The organism is Pseudomonas sp. BS3767, from assembly GCF_900099665.1.
In the GTDB taxonomy this organism is placed as follows: Bacteria; Pseudomonadota; Gammaproteobacteria; order Pseudomonadales; family Pseudomonadaceae; genus Aquipseudomonas; species Aquipseudomonas cerasi.
The window spans coordinates 671,717-688,776 of sequence record NZ_FNCX01000001.1; the positions used below are offsets into that span (position 1 = coordinate 671,717).

The following is a 17,060-nucleotide window of genomic DNA, read 5'->3' on the forward strand; positions in this document are numbered from 1 at the left end:
AGTTAGCTTATGAAGATCCTGTTCATGTGTACGGCCAATAGCTGCCGCAGCGTCCTGTCAGAAGGACTGTTCAATCATGTAGCCCCGGACGGGTTCGCAGCCATCAGTTCGGGTAGCTACCCCAGTGGCAAACTCAACCCACGTGCCGTGAGCACTCTGCAAGGCTTGGGAGTTGATACGTCCGGCCTGTACAGCAAAGGCTCGGAAGCCTTCGCAGACACACCACCCGATATCGTCATCACCGTGTGCGACAAGGCAGGTGGCGAACCTTGTCCGGTGTATTTCGGCCCGGCCATCAAAAGCCATTGGGGATTGTCCGACCCGTCTGAGGTAAATGGCACTGATGAGGATGTTCAGGCCGCATTTGATGCGACCGTTGAACACATCAAGAGGCGATTCGCCGCGTTCTTCACCCTGGATCTGAAAACGCTTCAGGGTGCTGATCTGAAGCAAGCCCTGGATCGGATCGGAGCCCTGTGATGAGCGAATTTGATATGGACTCTGCCGAGGCCTTTCCAGCCCTTGATCTGTCGCTGATGGATCTGCCGAGCGCTGAAAAATTGGGGTTTCCAGATGACTCGAACATCAAACCACGCATTCTCCTGCTCTATGGGTCGACCAGAGAACGATCGTTCAGCCGTCTGCTGACGCATGAAGCTGCACGTCTGCTCCAACACATGGGTGCCGAGACGGTGATCTTCGATCCGTCCGGACTGCCACTGCCGGATGACGCGCCGGTCGATCACCCTAAGGTGCAGGAGCTGCGCGATCTGGTGCTGTGGTCAGACGGTCAGGTGTGGTGTTCCCCCGAACGTCACGGTGCGATGTCTGCGGTATTCAAAGCGCAGATCGACTGGATTCCTCTGACCATGGGTGCGGTACGCCCTACACAGGGTAAGACTCTCGCGGTGATGCAGGTGTGTGGCGGCTCGCAGTCCTTCAACGCAGTGAACCAGATGCGTGTCCTGGGTCGGTGGATGCGCATGCTGACTATCCCGAATCAGTCGTCGGTGCCCAAAGCGTATCTGGAGTTTGATGATACAGATCGGATGAAGCCTTCACCGTACTACGACCGTGTCGTCGATGTGATGGAGGAACTGGTGAAATTCACTCTGCTGGTTCGTGGCCGTGAGAGCTATCTGGTTGATCGCTACTCGGAGCGGAAAGAAAGCGCGGAAGCTTTATCTGCCAGGGTGAATCAACGTTCTATCTAGGCCAGCGGCGCTCGGGTGGGAGGTCAGCCATTACACCTTGTTAATTGCAATGTGTGATGGCTGGACGCTTACCCTTCAGCCCTCACTTCCTATTTCAAATGGTCGACCGTAGAGTTGAGGATAGAAGAGCGATTGAGCCCGGAGGGCATCCTCTTCGGACGCCAGAGTCCGCGAATCAATCCCGCCACCACGAAGCCGGCGTTCGCATCTGAGCCGCCCACTTTCAAAGTGAGAAATCCTGACGAAAGTTGTGAACAGTATCAGACGCCTGAAGCGCTATTGCGAGGCGCACGACCCTTCTAAATTTTGCGTATCCCAAACTGCGCGGCCTTGACTGTCGAGTCCTGCGGTACGCCTGCAGCCAGGTACAGGCCCATGCGTGAGGTGATCACGGTTTCGCTCATGTCAATCGTGCCGCGCTGTGTTTCCAACGCCCCGGAAAAGCTGGGCGGCATGGTGAACGGCTCTTGGTACTTGTCCATCGACCGAAAGTAGGACGTTGACGAAGCACCGCTGACAGTCTTGGTGATGGTCAACTCAGCCTCCCAAGCCAGAATGCCGCGCGACGAACCCATGATTTCCGCTGCCGACACCATTTCGATAACGTCGCCGGCCGACAGGTTGGTCTGTACCACGTTGGCCGTGGGCTGCATGTAGATGTAGCCGCCCGCCGCCGCCATGTTTCCACGCAGCTCGATGCACTGCGCCTCACCATAGGCGGCAGGCTCCTTGTACCACCGCGTGGTGATCCCGGCCAGGCCAGAGCCAACGGCTTTGTAGCCGTCCGCCAGCACCGACCCGGCCACAGCATTCACGCCAGCTGGTAGCGCACCGCCAGTGCCCGCCAGCAGAGGGTTGGCATTGAGGCAACCGAACGGTCGGATGGCCGAGTAAACGTCGCCAGCGTCCGTGGGCAGCGGGATGCCGGGAAATTCGAAGTTAGCGGTGATGATCGGAACAACCCTCGAACTGATGAACTCGGCGCCCAGGATGTTGGGATGCAGGCCCTCGACGGTCATCGCTTCGGTGAAGCCGTCCCAAATATTCACGACCGGTACGAACTGGCTGACATAGTTCAACACCCAGTCTTTGTAGGCGATCGCATCGGCCAGCGCTTGCCCGGTCAGCGCCCTGCTACCGAAGCGCGGCGTACCAGTGCCGACGATCAGATACTTGCCAGGTGTGTTCAGGAACGCGGTGACGATCTTCATCACGTTGGCTTTGGAGTCCGCCAGCGTCATACCCGCAGTCGTGCTGTCATTGGTTCGGGATGGCAGCATCCACAGGTCGGCGGTGGACGAAATGATGCATGCCGGCAGGCGAGCCAGGAATTAACCGGTGTGGTCGCCGACCTTGCCCTGATTGTCGACGTAGCTCGGGAACAGGCCGGTGCGCGCCGCTATCCAGGCCGCGTAGCCATAGACCTCGGTACCGAACACCGTCGCCCCGATGGTGTGGCAGTTGCCCGATAAGCTATCGCCGAGCAGGCCCAGGCCGCGCCGGATCGGTTGGCGGCGTGGGAGTGGGCTGACAAGAAGGCTCATGCGTAGACCTCAAATGCAGCGCCAGCAGCGGGCACGTAGCGGATCGTCGCGGGCGGAATGCTCAGCTGATAGCCACCGTCTTTCCAGAGCGTGTCGGTGGTGATCCAGTTATCACCGGCCTGGATCTGGACCGTCACCGAACCTCCGTTCGCTTTCACTGCCAACGTCACTTTCATCGTGCGGTCGTAAGTTTCTTGTTTAATCGATGTCTGCATTTTGCCCCCAGGGCTGATTGGAACGGATGGAAATACGGCGCGAAGCCTTAGAACAAGCCCCCAAGCGCAGACGGCTCCCAATTCATTATCACGAGCTCCCCACTCACCTCGCTCTTGCCTTGTCGCTGATTCGAGGTGGTGTAGCGAATATCCACTTGTTCGAAATGGAAGCCGGCGAAAACCTTCCTGATGTCCAGATGATCATTGATGCTCACCATCACCTTTCCTTTGCATCTCCGCATGAAATCGGCCATTCGCTCGTAATTTTCAAACGGAAAATCCACGCCATAGCCAGCGGTTTTCCAGTACGGAGGATCCATGTAGTGAAAGGTATGGGCACGGTCGTAACGCTCGGCGCACTCCAGCCAAGGAAGATTTTCGACATAAGTGCCAGAAAGCCTCTGCCAAGCTGCAGAAAGGTTTTCCTCGATTCTCAGCAGATTTATGGCAGGCCCAGTGGTCGCGGTCCCAAATGTCTGGCCAGTAACCTTGCCCGCGAAAGCGTGATGCTGGAGATAGAAAAATCGGGCGGCGCGCTGAATATCCGTGAGAGTTTCAGGGCGTGTCGTTTTTTGCCACTCGAACACTTGTCGTGAGCTAAGCGCCCATTTGAACTGGCGTACAAATTCCTCGAGATGGTTCTGCACCACTCGGTACAAGCTGACCAGGTCACCATTTATGTCGTTTAGAACCTCAACAGGGGCGGCCTGCGGCCGCATGAAATATAGGGCAGCTCCACCAGCGAAAACTTCGACATAGCATTCATGTGGCGGGAAAAGGGGGATAAGGCGGTCGGCGAGGCGGCGCTTGCCGCCCATCCAGGGAACAATCGGGTTAGTCATATGCAAGCCTTTACTGTATGGATAAACAGGTGCTAGGCTCGCCGCGCTTTGTGCACAGAGCGAGGGGCCTTGGCTGGACTTGCAGGAATGGTCTGCGGTTCGGTGGCTGGGTCGGATGTTGACGCATCCTTACCAGCCGCTCCTTTTGTGCGTGAAGCACGAACTTTAATCAGGCTTCCAGCGTGTCACGCCAGAGCCTTTAGCCCGGACGTACAGCGCCTGCCGATCTTTCATCTTGCAGTCGTAGGTTTCTTGCTTCGTTACTGTCTGCACAGTGCTTCCTCGGCGGCCTACGGCCTGGCTGAATTGGTGGTGTTGGATAGCTCTTCGACAACGCGGTTACACGCCAGCCCGGCTATTCGGGACTGGTCATAAGCCTTAGCCAGCTCTCTCGCTCGCGCGTCAGCCCTGCCGAGCAAGTCGGAGAGCACCATGGCGGCGCGGGTGGCTGCCTTGCCTCGCTCGGAAGCTCCGGTATCACTGGGCACGCAACTTGCGGTTGCTGCCATCTTTCCGGCTTCGATGCGCATGAGCTCACCAGAAGCATCATCGACAGAGCCATCAGTAAGCGCAGCGGTCTGTTCTTGTCTCGCATCGTTTGCCACCTGGTTGGCCGCTTTCTGGCGGCGTTGCTCTTCGGTTCGGTACTCGGTTGTCGTGGTGGCCACCGCTTCGGATTGGGCGCTGACTTGCTCGGCCCACTTCGCCTTCCAGGCCAGATCGGTGACGGTCACGCCGTGCCGGTATGCCCCGTACAATGCACCGGCCAGCGCTAGCAGGATCAGCAGCAGGCCGAATGCCTTCCACGGCAGGGCCTTCACGCCAGCACCTCAAGCGCTCGGGTATACAGCGCCTGCCGATCAGCCAAGCCGTTCGTGCCCCCGTTGATCCGCCTGGTGATGGTCAGGAAGTCTCCCTTGTCGGCCAGCGTATTGAGCGCGGCCCGGTGCCAGAACCACGCCGCCGACATCGCAGCGTGCTGCGGAAGCTCGAGCAATTCGGGATGGTTGATCAGGTCCAGGCCCAGCGCTTCGCCGCATTCCTCGTAGTTGGCACGCCCCGTCACTTGGATCAGGCCCCGCCCGCGATACAACTGGCCGTCGCCGTCGGCCTCGGGTGTGTTGCCGAGGCGCTCCGCCAGCTTGCCGGTGTCGTACTTCGACAGGTAGGCGCTACCGCCCAGCTCGCGAACGTAACGCAGCTGACCGGACTCATGACCAACCTGGGCGATGAATGCCGCAATGCGCAGAGGGGTCACGATCTGGTACTTGCTCATCGCCGTGTTGAGGACGGGTGCAAAAACGCCGGCTTTCTGGCCGGCGTTCGGGAGGATCTGCAGTAGTTGCTGCGTGGTGATCGGCATCGATGTTTCTCCAGGCAAAAAGCGGGGTGCGGGTGTCGCTGTGCAGGCTTTACGCGGCGGTAGGTTCTGCCGCTGGCTGTGCAGCAGCCTTGAGCGCGGCCAGTTCGGCACGCAGCTCTACCGATTCTGAGTGCAGCTCTTTGACAGCGCCCATTAGATCGGTGATCAAGGCCATCGGGTCCAGCTGCTGAATGCGTGCGTTGCCATTTTCGTCGACGCCGTCCTTCTCGCCGGTCACAGCCAAGGGATTTACCGCCTGCGCCTCATGCGCAATCAAGCCTTGATAGGTGGTTCCATCGCCACGAAACACCGCGCCGAACACCTTGCGCTGGTAGGTGACGATTCTGTAAGCGTTGATGCGATCACGGTACGACGGCACTTTCGCATCGGTGATGTACTTCTTGAACCGGTAGTCAGACCCGAACAGCGTCATGGTCCCGACGTAGGTATTGTCGATCCAGACGTCGACGTTAGAGCCGGTCCAGTTGTAGTTGTAAACAGTGCCGCCACGACCGGCGCTCAGCCCTGCCCTGCACCAGGTGCCTGCCGACTCAAGCCTTCCCGTGACCTGCATCGCTCCCTGCAGTGTCAGCACGCCAGCTGATTGGTTAATCAGCCTGACGTCATAGTCCGCTGCGGTGTTGTTATAGTGGAAGTCGATATAAGGACTGATGTTGCTGAGCTCGAGTCCACCGAAGGTGGGAGCTTGATCGTTGCCTATACCAAGAGCCTTTCGTGCCGTGGCCTGACTGTTGCCGCCCGTACCGCCGGATGCGATGCCAATAGGCGCAGCAGTTACGGACAAGGATGAAACTGTCAGCAGCCCGTCGTAGCTGTAGGTCATGCTGGGGCCGGTGGCTGTATTCCCGGAATTCACCGATCGCCACGAATACCCACCAGCACCGCCGCCTCGGTTGACAACGAAATGGCCCTCGCCCTGTGAGCTCGAGTTCCAGCCCATGTACATGCCTTGCACGTTGTAAAGCGCGCTGGCCTGCTGCACTCCAACCTCTGAGAACAGCGCCCTTCCGTCAGTGCGGCCAGTACCACCCTTTGTCACTGGGAGAATGTCGTAGTTACCAGTGGTGCCGAGTGCGGCCAGCTGCGTACCGAACTTGTTCACAAGCGCCCGCAGAGCATCCGCTGATTCTTTGACGTAGCCCTGCAGAGGGGCGAGTGCATAACCGCCTGCGTTGTTCGACGCGCCCTGATAGTTTGGGGATATCGAGATCGCTGTATCGCTGGCGATGTTGGTGACCTCGTACCAGCCGCCATCGGGCAAGCGAATTCCATCCCCCACCCGGCCGTTTGAAATGAACGCAGTATTGTTGCCGATCACCGCGTTCGAATTTTGGGTGACGGAAACCGTCCCAGCTTTATACCAAGGCATACTCTTTACTCACTAAATGGGTTTCAGACATTCATCTTTGCGAAGACTGCCGGTAGAAAAAATGCTGTTGGGTTGGCGGATGCAATAGTGATCGCGTAAAGCTTGCTGTTCGGAAAGTCCCACCAGCAATACAGCGCCCGCGATATGGCACTGCCCGAGTTCAGACCCATACCGAAAGAATTAATCAATAGATATTCGTTATCAGGAAAGTTAAACGGCACTGAGTAATAACACCTGACAAGATTCTGGCTGGTGTAATCAAACCTCTCATAGGTCCACGATTGGAACGAGCGAGTGAAGTTCGCACTTGAAGTACCAGAATCAAACAGCAAGTTGGTCGCGCCATCCCATAGCCGCATCCCGAAGTCAGCCACAGGCTGGGCGGCGAACTGAGCGACGAAATAGCGGCCATTGGGTTGAGCGGTGTTCACGTCATACGCCCGCACATAGAACCCCGTCCAGTTACCGGCCGATCCGATAAGGCGCATCATGCAAAGGCCTGCAACCGCGCTAACGGTGTCAGGCCGCACAAACACTAGGGGCGGCTCTTGTGAAGTAACAGGCCGAGGAAAGTAGGTGGTTGAGCCAAGCCCGCTTTCCTCGGTGGGCTGATAGCGACCTGAAGCAATCACCATCAGGCGCGCGTATTGCGAATCGAGAACTACCACATTGCTGTTGTTGGAAAACTCCAGGCCATATGCTTCCGCCATTATGAAAACCTCATGACAAGCAGCCGCATGGTGCCGGTTGAAACCGTGCTTGAGCCGTAAGTTCTTGTGTGGTTGTAAACCCTGGCGGTACCGTCAACGAGTTCCGTTTCGTGCTGCCTCTGATTGCTGTCGTAAGCGCCAGCCGGTATCACGATTGCAACACCGTTACCCGGCCCGACACCCGGCACAGCAAAGTCCTGGCTGGTCTTTGTGGTGCCGGAGAAGGTGACGAGCGTCGACAGCACAACCCGAATCGTGAACGAATTCTCGTCCAGCTGAAGCGCAGCATCTGCGCCCCATACCCTCATTCCGTTGCTCATTCGCTGAGGTCCCCCAACTGCACGCGCTTGACGTTGTTGGCGTCGTACACGCGTACCGATCTATTGGTGACCACCAGCCTGCCGCCTGCAGCGCCTGATCCGTTGATCTCAAGCGTCCCGTCCTTGCGCAAGATCCATCCACGCTGCCCGGCTACGTAGTCGGTGGAGCTGATGAAGCTACCGATTTTCGCGTTGGTGATCGTGCCGTCCATGATGAAGGTCGGACCGAGGAACAATTGCCCATTCTGGGCAACGAACGGCGTCGATATCGCTCCGCCAGCCAGCGTGTTCACCAGTGCGAACCGGTCGGCAGACATAAGGATCTGGCTCTGCAGCACCCCGCCAACGTTCTCAATGCCTGCGCCTATCGCCGCCATGACGTACTGGCCGTTAGAGTTCACCTGCAACTTGACGGTGTACATTGCCGCCAGCTTGCCGTCAGTGGTTGCCTGCGCCGAGCTGACAGTCTGAACCGCAGCGCTGGCACCATTTGCCGTGGCTTGCACCTGATCTAGCTTGCTCGACAGAGCGCCGTCAGCAGTCGAACGAGCGTTTGCCTCTGACTGGATGGCCGCCGAGTTATCGCCGACCTTCGTCGTGAGCTGCGTGATGGCCGCTGCTGTAGCGGCCTGATTGGTACTCACCACCTCGCGCAAATCAGTTACCTGTGCGCTGCTGGTGTTCACCGTGGCTGTCAGCTGGGTGACCGTGCGTGCCGTTGCTTCATTCTCGCTTGCCCGGACTTTGGACTCGGCCACGATGCTGGCAGTGCTGCTGTATCCCTTCAGCGCATCCGCGAGTTCACCCTCCCCGTCATCGTCCCTGTACGCGGCCTGCAACGCCTGCATGCTCGATGCCTGGGCGGTGACCACGCCGTTGAGCTCGGAGATGTCGGTGGTGTTGGCGGATATCTGGGCAGCAAACCCGTTTGCCGTCTCCAGCAGGTTGCCCACGTCCTCCCAGTAGTCCGCATTCGGCGGCGGCGTTCCTTTGGGCACCGCCTTTTCAGCCTGGTAGATCCGGCCATCACCCACCACCAACTGACCTTTTTCATAGGTATCGTCTGGGTTGTAGGCCTTGAGCCCGTCAAGCGCATTGACCTGATCCTGCAGCTTCTCGATCAGCTCGATCTTTTCCAGCAGCTTCTGGCCGAGTTCGGTTTCGGTGATCTGCCCAGCAATCATTTCAAGGATCGCTCCAGCATCACTGCTGGTCTGCCCCATGACGCCCACGCCGGTCGGATACCACGGACCCACATTGCCGGTCCGATCCACAAGCCGCGCCCAGAAGAAGAACGTCACCCCCGCCAGCAGCCCCTGCATGACGTGTTCCGACTGCGGGTAGGCCAGGTCGCTGAGCTTCGTAGCCTTGGCCAAGTCGGTCGTCGGCCCGTACCAGATTTCTGTGCGCTGTGTGTCCTCTGCGCCTGGTGGGAAAGTCCATTTCAGCTTGATGCCGAAGATCAGCGACGCGGCAGTCAGCGACGTGACGGCAGGTGGCAAGCTGGTCTTGCCCTGCAAGTTCGTCAGCAGCGACGTGGCCGGCAAGGACGAGACGTTCAAGGCGCTGACAGCGCGCACCCTGGCCATGTACTGACCGGAGTAGATACCCGGCACATCCACCGACTGCTCGCCAGTGCGCGGCACCTTGACCCACTCGCGCGAGCCCCAGCGCCATTCCACGTCGTATGCAACCGCGCCTGGCGCAGCGTCCCAGCTGATGGTCATGTTGGTAACCGCGATGCCCTGCTCGATCACAACGTGCTGTGTCACGAACACTGCGCCCGGCGCAGCTTGCACGCCTACTGGAATGCCGCTGATAGGGCGGATGTCCACGACGGCGCCGAAGTCGATAGCGTCAAACTTGCTCGGTTCGTGCTGGATGCACTCGAGCTGGTATTGATGCCATTCCGGGCGTGTGATGTTACGCACCAGAAACTGCATCGTTTTCAGGTCTTCATACTCGAGTATCCAGCCGCACTCAGCTTCCGGCACTTCGCTGAAGCTGGCGGCGACGGTCACGCGCCGGCCCTCAAGCGAAGTGATAACCCGCGCCTCCGTCTTGCCACTGGGCAGGTTCACCCGCAGCTTGGCACCGGTCGACAGATCGATGTCGCGGTCAACGGTGATGACGCGCCCCGCCACCGCGCTGATCCGCCCGCCGTTCGCACGACCGGCCAGCATGGGGTCAGCCACGGCAATGATCTGCCCTGTCTTCGGAATGCCGCCGTCCAAGCCGACGCGGAAGGTCGCGGGCCTTGTCTGCGTCTGTTCGGTGATCAGCGCGTACTGGCCAGCGCGCTGCGCCTGCCCGAGTGAAGTGCAGCCGTAGGCGTCTACCGAGAGTTCGTTGACCGATCCAGATTCAGCCATCGCCACATCATCAAAGACGGGCTCTTTGTCCGTCGCAAAACTCTGGTCCGGGTTGTCCCACGTCACCATTGCCAGGTTGTGGCGGTCGCGCGCCCGGGTGCCCGAATACTGGATTTCACCATTGTTCAGGATCTGCGACGGGTTGTAGGTGTAGACCGGGTCGCCGGGCATGTCGGCGTTGAACGTGATCTGACTGCCATCCCAAGTGCTCATGCCGTGGAAGATGGCCGACAGGTCCTGCAGTACCGCGTAGGCATCCGCCTGCTTTTGCAGGTAGATATTGCAAGTCATCCGGGGGTGCGTGCCGCCCATGCCGTTCGGCACCATCTGGTCGCAATACTGCGCAATGCGGTACAGGTTCCAGCGGTCCACCATCGTGGCATCGATCCGGTGCCCAAGACCGTAGTAAGGGTTCAGCGCCAGGTCGTAGCACACCCAGGCCGGGTTGTTCGTGTAAGCCTCTTTGAATGTGCCGTCCCATATCCCGTTGCTGGTGCCTGCGCCAGAGGTGGCATAGGTCCGCGTCTCAGGGTCGTAGTTGGTGGGCACGCGCACGATGCGCCCGCGCATCAACACCGCGATCTTGGCGATATCGCCGCCGAACTGCTGGGCGTCATATTCAACGCAGCCCACGGCGGTGAGCGGAAATTCCTGATCGCTGTCTACGACCTCGGCCACCGCCTCGATGAACATGCTGTCCTGAATCAGCGAGCTGTTGGCTTCGGGTGTGATCCGGCGCACGCGCATAGTCCAACGGCTGCCAGCAGGCAGGTTGATGCGGTGACTGCGTTCGTACTTGGTGACGTTCTTGCGGTCTACGAAGTCCGCCAGCATCTGAACGAACGGCCCGCCATCAGTGGCCAGGTCAATCGCATAATCGATTCGCACGCCGTTGATGTTGCCGGCCTGGTCCTGCGACTGGAGTTGTGGCCAGCTGAGCCGGATGCGCAGCGCATCCAGCACCGGGTTATTCACGGTACGCAGGTAGGGCGTGGTGCTGAGCAGCTGCTGGTTTACGTCGACTTCGTTGCTGGACTCGGCAATGCCCTCAAGACGCTGCTGGTTCAGCTCGCCATTGCGGAACTGCCATTTCACGCCTGGGAAGTTGACCGTCCCGTCCTCGGCCACCAACGGAGTACCGTCGAGCTTTACCGAGCGCAGTCCGTCCACTGGGCCTACGATCGGCCCCCAGCTCCATAGGTAGACGATGCGCGCGGTGGCAATGGAAGCTCTGCTGTTTAACGCAATCGTCGGCTGCTTCTGCGTGGCCTCGCCGCCCTTGCTCCCGCGAATGCTTCGCGCTGCTACCGCACTTCCCATACCGCCCCCAGAAAAAAGAAAACCCGCCGAAGCGGGTCTGGTGTTACCTGATGATCAAATCTGATCTTGTGTGTAAATGCCGCCCGACTCGACGGCACCGCCGATCTCTCGTTCGCCGTAGAGCACGGGATAGGGGTTGCCCTGGGCAACGGTGGTCACCGCGCCCCCAAAGCCATAGCTGGGGTTGTTTCCATCGTCGTTGTTGCTGCCGACGCTGGCGGTCGTCGTCGGCGAAAGCATCTGCACCACTCCGCCAAGACCTGTCGCCGCACCCGCACCGAGCAGGCCGAGGCCGAGTGCTGTACTCGTACCGCCGGAGACAAGGCCGCCCACAACCAGCGCGACGCCCAGCACCACCTGGAACAGGCCAGCCTGCTTGCTGCCTTGGATCAGCGGCACGATGCGGATATCGGTGTTGTCGCTGCCCTGCATATCGAACTCGGCCTCGCCGGCGTTGCGCTTGCCGCAGAAGACGCTGAACACCAAGCCACGCTCTTCGCCGGTCCGCAGAAACTTCTCGAAGCCAGGCTTCATCGCGCAAAGGGCATTCACGGCATCGCGCACGCTGTGTACATCAATGCGGTACTCCCGGCCGAAATGCTTGCGCAGAACGCCGTAGAGCACGATGGTGCGCATGGTCATGGGGTGTATTCCTTGTGGCGCAGGATCAGTTTCACGCGGTTGGCCATCGACCAGCCGTAGACCTCACGGGCAGCCAGGCGACCGGGCATGTGGTGATAGATGAACGGACCAGACCCGCCCAGTGCCGGCGCGTCCTCGCTGTGCAGGCTGGCATCGGCCCCGAGGTAGATCGCGGCGTGGTTTGGGAAATGACAAGGCCTACCCACGGTCGGGATCTGGAACACCAGCAGGTCGCCCCGCTGGGGCTGTTCGACCCGTACGAAGCCGCAGGCCTCGTAGTTCTCTTCGTAATGGCTGGGGCTGTCCGGATCTTCCCACCACAGTTCCTTGCGTTCGAAGTTCGGCAGCGACAGTGAGGCCTCGCGGGCGTACCAGTCCCGGCAGGCAGACCAGCAATCGAGCAGGCCATGCGAGAAGTCCCGGCCCAGCAAAGGGGCTTGGAAGCCGCTCGGCTTGAACCACTGAATGTCGCCGCCAGGCCAGCCCACAATCGCCCAGGGCAATTCATGCAGCTCACAGCTGACCAGATCGGTCATGCTCGGCGTTGCGGCTCGGTCGGGGTGGCTGTGCACGATGGCCAGCACCTCGCCCCTGTCTTCTGCCGCCGCAGCGTCGTGCTTGTCGATAAGGAAGTGCTGCAGCGGGTTGGTGGCCACGTTGCCGCACGGTACGTACTCACGACCGGCGTCGGTCTTGATCAGAAGCCCACAGGCCTCGGCCGGGTGTGACTGCTCGGCGTGTGCCCGCATGGCGTCCTGAAGCTTTTGATTGATTCGCATGGTTACCCCTTGGCGATCAGGCTTGCGCCCATTGAGCCGCCGAACCGGCGGGTATTGCCGCGCAACTTGCAGCTGCTCCACCAGCCCCCGCAGCGGTCAAGCGCAGGGTTGTCGGTGGGTTCGTTCTTCTTGTCGAAATACGCGGTGCCTGTGTAGGCGCAAGCCTCCTGCCGGTACTGGCCGCGCATCGCCCAGCGGCACAACTTAGTGATCTGCTGGGACGGCAGCTGCTGGCCTTCCATGTCGATGGGGCTGGAAAGCTCGAAGCCGACCGCCGAAAAGTTCTCTTCGGTCTTCTGCTCGATTCTCCACAGGCTGGTGCGGCTCTGATCAGCAGCATCCGGATTGCCGCCGTCGAAGTTCGCGGCATCCAGAAAGTGCTTGAAGGTTTCGATCACCTTGAAGCTCGCCCCGGCCAGATCCTTGAACTGCAGGCAGAGAGCAGAAACAGCTCGCGGAATGCCCGACAGCTCGTTGGCCAGCCTGAGCTTGGGTATGGCTGGGCGGCCATCACCACGGATATCTAAACCGGTGACCTCGATCTGGATAGGCGAATACAGCTGGCCCTGCCAGATGATGTCGCCCTCATGCTCATGCCCGTGGAAGCGCCAGAGCGTGGCTCCCAGCCTCGTCGCATCCAGTTCGTACAGGCGAATCTGGTTGCCGGGCTCCAGCTTCTGGATGTCCGCGCTGTAAATCATGGTGGTTACCTACGAAAAACCCCGCACTTGGCGGGGTCAGGGTTTGAAGGTTTGCTTGAAGCTGGTGGATAGCGAGTGAAGGCCAGCGCCGAGGGTCGACAGTTTGTAGCCGTTGGCGGTATACCGCCCTTGCCCGCTGCCAGGCGGAGTCCAGAGGAATGACTTGAACCCCTCATGTCGGTCAAGAAAGTCCTGGACCTGCTGGAGTTTTTGGCCCACGCCGAACCGTCCGGTCACCGTCACGTCCCACGCCTGAGACTTGGTGTTGATACCGACGCCGCCAGCCTGGGTGTAGCCGTCACCAAAGTCGTTCGACCATGTGCGTTGCTTCACATCGCCGGACGCGCCGACCTGTACATCAAAATCGAATGTCTCAGCCATTACGCGCGTCTCCAGAGCAGGCCGCCCTGCCTCATTTCTTGCTGGAGCACTTGGCGGATCTGCGCCGCAGCACTGTCGCCTATCGCCTTGCCCTGAATTGCAGCTTCAGCAGCGCTCATGCCGGGCTGTGCCTCGACCGTGACAGGCGCGTTGATGGTGAAAGACGGTGCCCCGCCAGTACCACTCCCGGCCTTATCAGCCAGATACCTGGTCAGGTCGCGGTTTTGGTTCGGGTTGAGCACGCGCTCACCGCCATCGAGCAGCCAGGTGCCTTCCTTCGGGATGTTGTCCATGCCGTTGTGGGCCATACCGGCGAGTGCGGATGCGGATACGGCGGCGACCATTGGCGCAGTTGCAGCAGCAGCGGCGAGTGCGGCGGCCGGCGCAGCAGCTGGACCGATCAGCGGAATACCGGCGGTCGATGCGTAAGCGTTCAGCGCTGCCTGCGCAGACGCTGCCTGCGCGTTGGCGATCAAGCCGGTGGCCGCCGCCGATTGGCCGCTTTTACCAACGAGCAGTTGAATACCCTGATAGACCAACCACTGCGCCGCCATGTCGCCCAGAGCGTTGATAACCGACTTGGACATGTTCCCAGCGAAGTCAGCGATAGCGTCTCCAGCGTCCTTTGCACCGGTGACCACGTCGGAGAACACGTTGCCCAGGCCGCCGGTCAAATCATTCAGGCTGCCGGAGACGAAGTCGGCCGCGATCGCCGAGTAGTTTTCGGCGGCGTCTACATAGTTTTTCCAGGCATCACTCACGCCCGCCATCCAGTCGGACTGGGCCTTGTCGACACGATTGTAATAGTCCTGCTGCTTAACCATCCGCTCAGCCAGCGCTTCGGAGAGCATGCCGGTCTCTTTGGCGTACAGCTCGGCGCTTATATCGCCGGAGTTGCGTTGCGCCTGGAGCTCTGCGGCCTTGCGCGCGTAATCCTCCTGAATGGCCATATCCTGCTTCAGGCGGTCACGGGCCTTGTCGCCCATCCCTGCACCAGCAAGCTCCATATCGAAGCCAGCGCCGATGGATGCGTTTTCATCTTTGAGGGTGGCCAGGAAGCTGACGGCCTTGGCCTCTTCCTCGTTCGCAACCTTGAGCTTTTGGAGAGCATCCAGTTCAGATGCCAGACCCTCGAGGCGCTTCTGCTGAACAGCGTTGATCCCGACGAGCTTGCCCGATGCAACTTCGAAGCGGATCTTGTCCACTTCCGTGGCGTTTTTCTGCGCATCCGCGCTGGTATTGATCAGCGCGATCTGGCGCTGCAGGTCGGTCTCTGAACCCTTGAAGGTATCGCTCAGTTTCTTCGCTGCCGACGCAGCGTCCTTTGCAGCCTGCTTGGCCGCTTCCAGAGCTTTGGGATCGACACCACTGCCCGTGCCACCCTGATCACTGAAGCCAACGCCGCCAAATAGTCGCTGATACTCTGCGCCGGCTGCGCGGGCGTCAGTAATAAACTTTTTGCCTAAATCACCGGCCAGCGGTTCCTCGAGAGTTGCCTTGATCCCTGCTGCCGCCTCGGCAGCGGCCCCAAAGTTTACTTTAGCTTCATCGCGAAGCCGGACGCTGTCTGCTATGAACTGCTTGGAAACATCACCAATAGTGAACTTTGCCAAACCCGCCGCGACATCCGCCATCATCGAAGATGTGTAGCCAACTGCCGTCGCGTACATACCTACAAGGGTATCAGAAACGATCTTGAATACTCTCGTAACTCCATCGCCAGCATTAACGACAAATGCAGTTGCGGTAACGAGCTTGTCGCCCATCTCCCCCACGACCTTTGTTACACCGCCACCCGCTTTGACGCTGTCATTAAGGTCTTTTGTCAATTGCTGAACCACTGGCATGAAATCATCAGCGATCTTGTTTTTTGTCCCCTGCAAGTTCTGCATGAGCCCCATAAGCTCGCTCGAAAACTGTTTCGAGACGGCTATGGTTTGAACGCTGAGAATAGCGCCGGCAGACTCCGCAGCATCGCCAAGCTGCTTGAACTCCTTCCCACCGTTGCGCAATAAGGGAACGAGCGCACTGGCCTCGTCGGCAATGCCTTCCATATAGAAGGTCATTTCAGCCTGGGAGACATTTGCTTTCTCAAGGGTCGAAACATACAACTGAAGAGCTTCGGCGCTGTTGAGCTTTTTGAAACTTTCCGCTGTCACGCCGACTTTCGGCGCGATGACCTCAAAGAAGTCTTTCAGCTCGCCGCCGCCGGTGTTGAAGAAGTCACCCAGCTTGTCGTTGGTATCCTTGAAGATGTCCGCGAGCTTGTCCTGCTCAACGCCAACAGTTTTCGCGCCTGCTGCGTATTTTTGGAACTCGGTTGTTCCAAGACCAGCCAGCGCTGCAAGGTTGGAGATTTCCTTAGCGCTGCCGGCCGTGTAGGCGACCAGCCCTGTCAGAGCGGCAGGGACAGCTGCGATGGCAACGCCCACACCCTTGGCCAGGTTTTCAAAAGACTTGGCGATTTCCGCGTTGCGTTTCTTTGCCTCTTGGCTCGCCCTGTCAAGAGGGCCAGTGAAGGAACCGATCCTGGCCACCAAATCCAACGTGAGCGTGCCCAGTGACTTGCTCATTCAACTCGCCTCCAAAGGTAAAGCCCGCTGTGCGGGCCTTTTAAGTTTTATGCCCAGCTTTCCATAGCCTGCTCGAGACTGATGGCCGGCTCGACCTCATGCTGCATGAAGTCGAAAATCTTGTACGGGCCGTCCTTGTAATTCACGTTGGCGTACATCATTGCGAGCAATGCCGATCCGCGTTCCACCCGCATGCCGATGTTCAGAGAGCCACGTAGCGCCCGGTACTTCAGCCAGGACCTGAACTCGTTCAGGCTGAGGCTTTCCTTGGCTTCCGCGATCGTACGCCCGCCGATGCCGGCGAGGACGAGCTCGTGCCAGAACTCTTCGTCGTCGGAGAGGGCGCCGTCTTTCCCAAGTTGTTGACCTGGGCGATGACTGTCAGCAACGCGAAAGTCAGGCTGGGGTCGAGCGAGCCACGCGTTGGATCAGCTTCTCCGGTGATGTCTTCAACTGTGAAGACGGGCTTTCCCTCTTCGTCGCAGATACTTGCGGCAATTCGGCCCGCGTGAACCTGCACCTTGCCAGCGGCGGATAGTGCATCGTTGATCGCCGTTTGAAACCCCAGCGGCCTGACGTAGACCGTGGCGACGAATTCTTTTTCGCCCTGCTGCCATTTGATTTCTTTCTCGACCGGGCGACCGGTGAACGCACCCACGCCGCGCAAGCTTTCAAGACTTAATTTCATCACGAT

At 59.4% G+C, this 17,060-nt stretch carries 19 protein-coding genes; 2 read left to right on the forward strand and 17 right to left on the reverse strand.

Translation table 11 applies throughout. The annotated features are described in order from the left end of the window. Nucleotides 1-9: 9 nt before the first annotated feature. Nucleotides 10-480 carry an arsenate reductase ArsC gene (locus BLR16_RS02345; protein WP_074806375.1) on the forward strand — a complete coding sequence of 157 codons (471 nt, stop codon included), beginning with the start codon at nucleotides 10-12 and terminating at the stop codon, nucleotides 478-480. Nucleotides 481-494: 14 nt separating this feature from the next. Beyond that, the gene (arsH, locus tag BLR16_RS02350; RefSeq protein ID WP_371123437.1) at nucleotides 495-1,214 is read left to right on the forward strand and encodes an arsenical resistance protein ArsH; all 720 of its coding nucleotides are present in this window, start codon (nucleotides 495-497) and stop codon (nucleotides 1,212-1,214) included. Between the two features lie 299 nt (nucleotides 1,215-1,513). Here the strand turns inward: arsH and BLR16_RS02355 are convergent, their stop codons facing one another. From BLR16_RS02355 to BLR16_RS02430, 17 genes are all read right to left on the reverse strand, one after another. Further along, nucleotides 1,514-2,494 (reverse strand): SGNH/GDSL hydrolase family protein, encoded by a 981-nt coding sequence (locus BLR16_RS02355; protein ID WP_074806367.1) that lies wholly within the window; start codon nucleotides 2,492-2,494, stop codon nucleotides 1,514-1,516. 51 nt (nucleotides 2,495-2,545) lie between these two features. Then, nucleotides 2,546-2,758 (reverse strand): hypothetical protein, encoded by a 213-nt coding sequence (locus BLR16_RS02360; RefSeq protein WP_074806364.1) that lies wholly within the window; start codon nucleotides 2,756-2,758, stop codon nucleotides 2,546-2,548. Continuing rightward, nucleotides 2,755-2,973 carry a hypothetical protein gene (locus BLR16_RS02365; RefSeq protein ID WP_074806360.1) on the reverse strand — a complete coding sequence of 73 codons (219 nt, stop codon included), beginning with the start codon at nucleotides 2,971-2,973 and terminating at the stop codon, nucleotides 2,755-2,757. The genes BLR16_RS02360 and BLR16_RS02365 overlap by 4 nt, the downstream gene beginning before the upstream one ends. A gap of 47 nt (nucleotides 2,974-3,020) precedes the next feature. Next, nucleotides 3,021-3,815 (reverse strand): DNA adenine methylase, encoded by a 795-nt coding sequence (locus BLR16_RS02370; protein WP_092194070.1) that lies wholly within the window; start codon nucleotides 3,813-3,815, stop codon nucleotides 3,021-3,023. A gap of 290 nt (nucleotides 3,816-4,105) precedes the next feature. Continuing rightward, nucleotides 4,106-4,636 (reverse strand): DUF2514 domain-containing protein, encoded by a 531-nt coding sequence (locus tag BLR16_RS02375; protein WP_074806354.1) that lies wholly within the window; start codon nucleotides 4,634-4,636, stop codon nucleotides 4,106-4,108. Beyond that, nucleotides 4,633-5,178, reverse strand: coding sequence for a glycoside hydrolase family 19 protein (locus BLR16_RS02380; RefSeq protein WP_058397584.1), 546 nt, complete (start codon nucleotides 5,176-5,178; stop codon nucleotides 4,633-4,635). Before BLR16_RS02380 ends, BLR16_RS02375 begins: the two co-directional genes overlap by 4 nt. A 49-nt stretch (nucleotides 5,179-5,227) precedes the next feature. After that, the gene (locus tag BLR16_RS02385; protein WP_074806351.1) at nucleotides 5,228-6,568 is read right to left on the reverse strand and encodes a tail fiber domain-containing protein; all 1,341 of its coding nucleotides are present in this window, start codon (nucleotides 6,566-6,568) and stop codon (nucleotides 5,228-5,230) included. A 23-nt stretch (nucleotides 6,569-6,591) separates the two neighbouring features. Next, complete coding sequence (locus tag BLR16_RS02390; protein ID WP_074806348.1) at nucleotides 6,592-7,278, reverse strand: hypothetical protein; 687 nt, start codon at nucleotides 7,276-7,278, stop codon at nucleotides 6,592-6,594. Then, entirely contained in the window at nucleotides 7,278-7,586 is a 309-nt protein-coding gene (locus BLR16_RS02395) for a hypothetical protein (protein WP_074806345.1), read from the reverse strand. Before BLR16_RS02395 ends, BLR16_RS02390 begins: the two co-directional genes overlap by 1 nt. 8 nt (nucleotides 7,587-7,594) lie before the next feature. Beyond that, nucleotides 7,595-11,290 (reverse strand): TipJ family phage tail tip protein, encoded by a 3,696-nt coding sequence (locus BLR16_RS02400; protein WP_074806343.1) that lies wholly within the window; start codon nucleotides 11,288-11,290, stop codon nucleotides 7,595-7,597. Between the two features lie 54 nt (nucleotides 11,291-11,344). Next, complete coding sequence (locus BLR16_RS02405; RefSeq protein ID WP_024639076.1) at nucleotides 11,345-11,932, reverse strand: tail assembly protein; 588 nt, start codon at nucleotides 11,930-11,932, stop codon at nucleotides 11,345-11,347. Continuing rightward, nucleotides 11,929-12,711, reverse strand: coding sequence for a C40 family peptidase (locus tag BLR16_RS02410; protein WP_080484286.1), 783 nt, complete (start codon nucleotides 12,709-12,711; stop codon nucleotides 11,929-11,931). The genes BLR16_RS02405 and BLR16_RS02410 overlap by 4 nt, the downstream gene beginning before the upstream one ends. A 2-nt stretch (nucleotides 12,712-12,713) precedes the next feature. Further along, nucleotides 12,714-13,412: a phage minor tail protein L gene (locus tag BLR16_RS02415; protein WP_074806341.1), complete on the reverse strand. Its 699-nt coding sequence runs from the start codon at nucleotides 13,410-13,412 to the stop codon at nucleotides 12,714-12,716. A 36-nt stretch (nucleotides 13,413-13,448) separates the two neighbouring features. After that, nucleotides 13,449-13,793, reverse strand: coding sequence for a phage tail protein (locus BLR16_RS02420; RefSeq protein ID WP_057405749.1), 345 nt, complete (start codon nucleotides 13,791-13,793; stop codon nucleotides 13,449-13,451). Further along, entirely contained in the window at nucleotides 13,793-16,366 is a 2,574-nt protein-coding gene (locus BLR16_RS02425; RefSeq protein WP_074806338.1) for a phage tail tape measure protein, read from the reverse strand. The genes BLR16_RS02420 and BLR16_RS02425 overlap by 1 nt, the downstream gene beginning before the upstream one ends. 47 nt (nucleotides 16,367-16,413) lie before the next feature. Continuing rightward, a complete protein-coding gene (locus BLR16_RS28505) occupies nucleotides 16,414-16,560 on the reverse strand; it encodes a hypothetical protein (protein WP_164989071.1) in 147 nt (48 codons plus the stop codon). 56 nt (nucleotides 16,561-16,616) lie between these two features. Next, entirely contained in the window at nucleotides 16,617-17,054 is a 438-nt protein-coding gene (locus tag BLR16_RS02430; protein ID WP_054986373.1) for a phage tail assembly chaperone family protein, TAC, read from the reverse strand. Nucleotides 17,055-17,060: the final 6 nt, after the last annotated feature.